Genomic DNA, 2,588 nt, shown 5'->3' with positions numbered 1-2,588 from the left:
TTTCTCGACGAAATCGGCGATCTGCCGATGGCGATTCAGGTGAAGTTGCTGCGGGTCTTGCAGGAGCGCGAAGTGGTGCGACTCGGTTCGCGCAAAAGTATTCCCATTGATGTGCGAGTACTGGCGGCGACCAACGTGCAATTGGAGAAAGCGATCAACGCCGGCAATTTCCGCGAGGATCTGTATTACCGCCTCAACGTGGTCAATCTGGAGCTCAGCCCGTTGCGCGAGCGGCCCGGCGATATCCTGCCGCTGACCCGGCACTTCATCGAGGCCTACAGTCAGCGGCTGGGTTACGGTCGGGTCAGCATCAGCCCCGGCGCCGAGTACAAACTGCGTGGTTACAGTTGGCCGGGCAACATTCGCGAACTGGAAAACGTCATCCATCACACCTTGTTGATCTGCCGCAACGGCGTGATCGAGCGCGATGACCTGCGTCTGTCGAACCTGCGCATCGAGCGCCCGGACGATCACCACGCCAGCACCGACGATTCACCCGAGGCCTTACTTGAAAAGGCCTTTCAAAAACTCTTCGCGCAGCAGGCCGGCGCCCTCCACGAAAAAGTCGAAGACGCCCTGCTGCGCGCGGCCTATCGCTTCTGCCATTACAACCAGGTGCACACCGCTGCATTGCTCGGGCTGAGCCGCAACGTTACCCGCACGCGGTTGATCAAGATCGGCGAACTGGCGGTGAACAAGCGGCGACTCACCGAGAATCTGCGAGGTGAGCGCCTGATCCAGCTGTCAATCTAACCGACCAGATTGCAGTGCAGCGCATCGTCATGACTGCGGGCGATGCTGCTCAATACCTGGAACGAGTTGAACGTCACGGTTTTCGCCTGATGGGCGCGGATCAATTGCCAGAAATCCTGCTCGCCGCTTTCGAAACTGCGGAACGCGGCCTCACCCGCCTCACGGGTCTGCCACTGAAGCAAACTCAAGACCCGGCGACCGTCATCACTGGCCTGCACACTGGCGCTGACAAAACCGGCGTAGCGCTGAGCCAGCCGTTCGGTTTGCACCGACAGCGCCGAAACCAGTGCGCTTTGCTGCCGGGGTTCGATCTCGAATTCGATTAATTGGGTGAAGCTGCGGTTCTTCGCTAAAGCCTGCATGAAAAGTCCCCACTCATCAAAAGACGAGTCTTGCGACTCGAAGAAGCGCAGGGTAAAACCTCTAGTTAAGTCAAGGTCAAGAGCATTTTTCCCATGATCAGTAAAGAAACCGTGCACAAGCTGCTCACCGTCGGCGAAGTTGCGGCGCGCAGCGGTGTGGCGGTCACGGCCCTGCATTTCTATGAAACCAAGGGCTTGATCAGGAGCCAGCGCAATGCCGGCAATCAGCGGCGTTACCCGCGAGCCGTATTGCGTCGGGTGGCCTTGATCAAAGTTGCGCAGCGGCTGGGTATTCCGCTGGCGGAAATTGGCGAGGCGCTGAAAATCCTCCCGGATGATCGTGCGCCGACGGCGGCAGACTGGAAGGTGTTGTCCGAGCAGTGGCGGCGCGAGCTGGATGACCGGATCGAGCAGTTGACGCTGCTGCGTGATCGTCTGAATGGCTGTATCGGCTGCGGCTGCCTGTCAATGGAAGCCTGCCCGCTGCGTAATCAGGGAGATGTGCTCGGCGAACAAGGGCCCGGCCCGCACTTCCCCAAAAACTGATGGAGAACCCTGCTGCTCGTCGGGCAGAAATCCGGACTGCGTGGACAGTTCTATAGTGATTTCTCACCTCGCAAAACAACAATCAGGGAGAACGTCATGAGCGTCAAACCCATTCCCGAGGGGTATCACAGCATTACCCCGTATCTCGGCATTCAAAAAGCCGCCGAGGCCATCGACTTTTACAAAAAAGCCTTCGGTGCCACCGAAGTCATGCGTCTGAGCATGCCTGACGGCGGCATCGGCCACGCCGAACTGCGCATTGGCGACAGCGCAATCATGCTCGGGTCGCCGTGCGACCAGGGGCCACTGAGCAATCCGGACAATGCCGTGTCGGTCGGATTGCATCTGTATGTGACTGATGTCGACAAGTCCTTCAAACGGGCACTGGATGCCGGGGCGAAAGCCGTATCGGAGGTCAAGGATCAGTTCTACGGCGACCGCAGCGGGACATTGAAGGATCCGTACGGGCATCTGTGGTTTCTGGCCACGCGCAAGGAAGATCTGACTCAGGAGCAAATCGAGCAGCGGGCCAGGGAGATGTTCCAGCAGGGTTGAGAGTTGCGGCGTGATCACTGGCCTCTTCGCGAACAAANNCGCGAAGAGGCCAGCACTGACAACACGCTTCATGAACTGCCACACCACACTTGGCCCCTTGTCCCGAGCACCGAACACTTTCAGGATGCAGCCAACAAGCCCCTGAAACAGGATCAGCCCGATGTTTGCCGGATTTCTCAAAGACCAGCGCCACGTCAACGGCGTCGACATTGCCTACCGCCTCGGCGGCAGCGGGCCGGGCCTGTTGCTGTTGCACGGCCACCCGCAAACCCACGTGATCTGGCACAAGGTCGCCGAACAACTGGCCGAGCACTTCACCGTGGTCGCCGCCGACCTGCGCGGTTACGGCGACAGCAGCCGCCCCGCCGCCGA

The 2,588-nt window shown here is 59.5% G+C and carries 5 protein-coding genes; 4 read left to right on the top strand and 1 reads right to left on the bottom strand.

What is annotated here, in order from left to right:
- On the top strand, nucleotides 1–753 hold a 753-nt coding region (locus tag F2P67_RS24855; RefSeq protein WP_166225044.1), incomplete at its 5' end, for a sigma 54-interacting transcriptional regulator.
- Here F2P67_RS24855 and F2P67_RS24850 read toward each other — a convergent pair.
- Nucleotides 750–1,115 (bottom strand): antibiotic biosynthesis monooxygenase, encoded by a 366-nt coding sequence (locus tag F2P67_RS24850; protein ID WP_166225041.1) that lies wholly within the window; start codon nucleotides 1,113–1,115, stop codon nucleotides 750–752. The genes F2P67_RS24855 and F2P67_RS24850 overlap by 4 nt on opposite strands.
- 93 nt (nucleotides 1,116–1,208) lie before the next feature.
- On the opposite strand from F2P67_RS24850, the gene soxR reads away from it, so the two are divergent.
- From soxR to F2P67_RS24835, 3 genes are all read left to right on the top strand, one after another.
- Nucleotides 1,209–1,661, top strand: a complete 453-nt coding sequence (gene soxR / locus F2P67_RS24845) for a redox-sensitive transcriptional activator SoxR (protein WP_166225038.1) — start codon at nucleotides 1,209–1,211, stop codon at nucleotides 1,659–1,661.
- 96 nt (nucleotides 1,662–1,757) lie between these two features.
- Nucleotides 1,758–2,216, top strand: a complete 459-nt coding sequence (locus tag F2P67_RS24840) for a VOC family protein (protein ID WP_166225035.1) — start codon at nucleotides 1,758–1,760, stop codon at nucleotides 2,214–2,216.
- 160 nt (nucleotides 2,217–2,376) lie between these two features.
- Nucleotides 2,377–2,588, top strand: a 212-nt coding sequence (locus F2P67_RS24835; protein WP_166225032.1) for an alpha/beta fold hydrolase, incomplete at its 3' end; no start/stop codon positions are given.

The organism is Pseudomonas atagonensis (genome assembly GCF_011369485.1).
In the GTDB taxonomy this organism is placed as follows: domain Bacteria; phylum Pseudomonadota; class Gammaproteobacteria; order Pseudomonadales; family Pseudomonadaceae; genus Aquipseudomonas; species Aquipseudomonas atagonensis.
The sequence above is the reverse complement of the archived record's forward strand: the minus strand, read 5'-3'. Positions and strand labels throughout refer to the sequence as shown.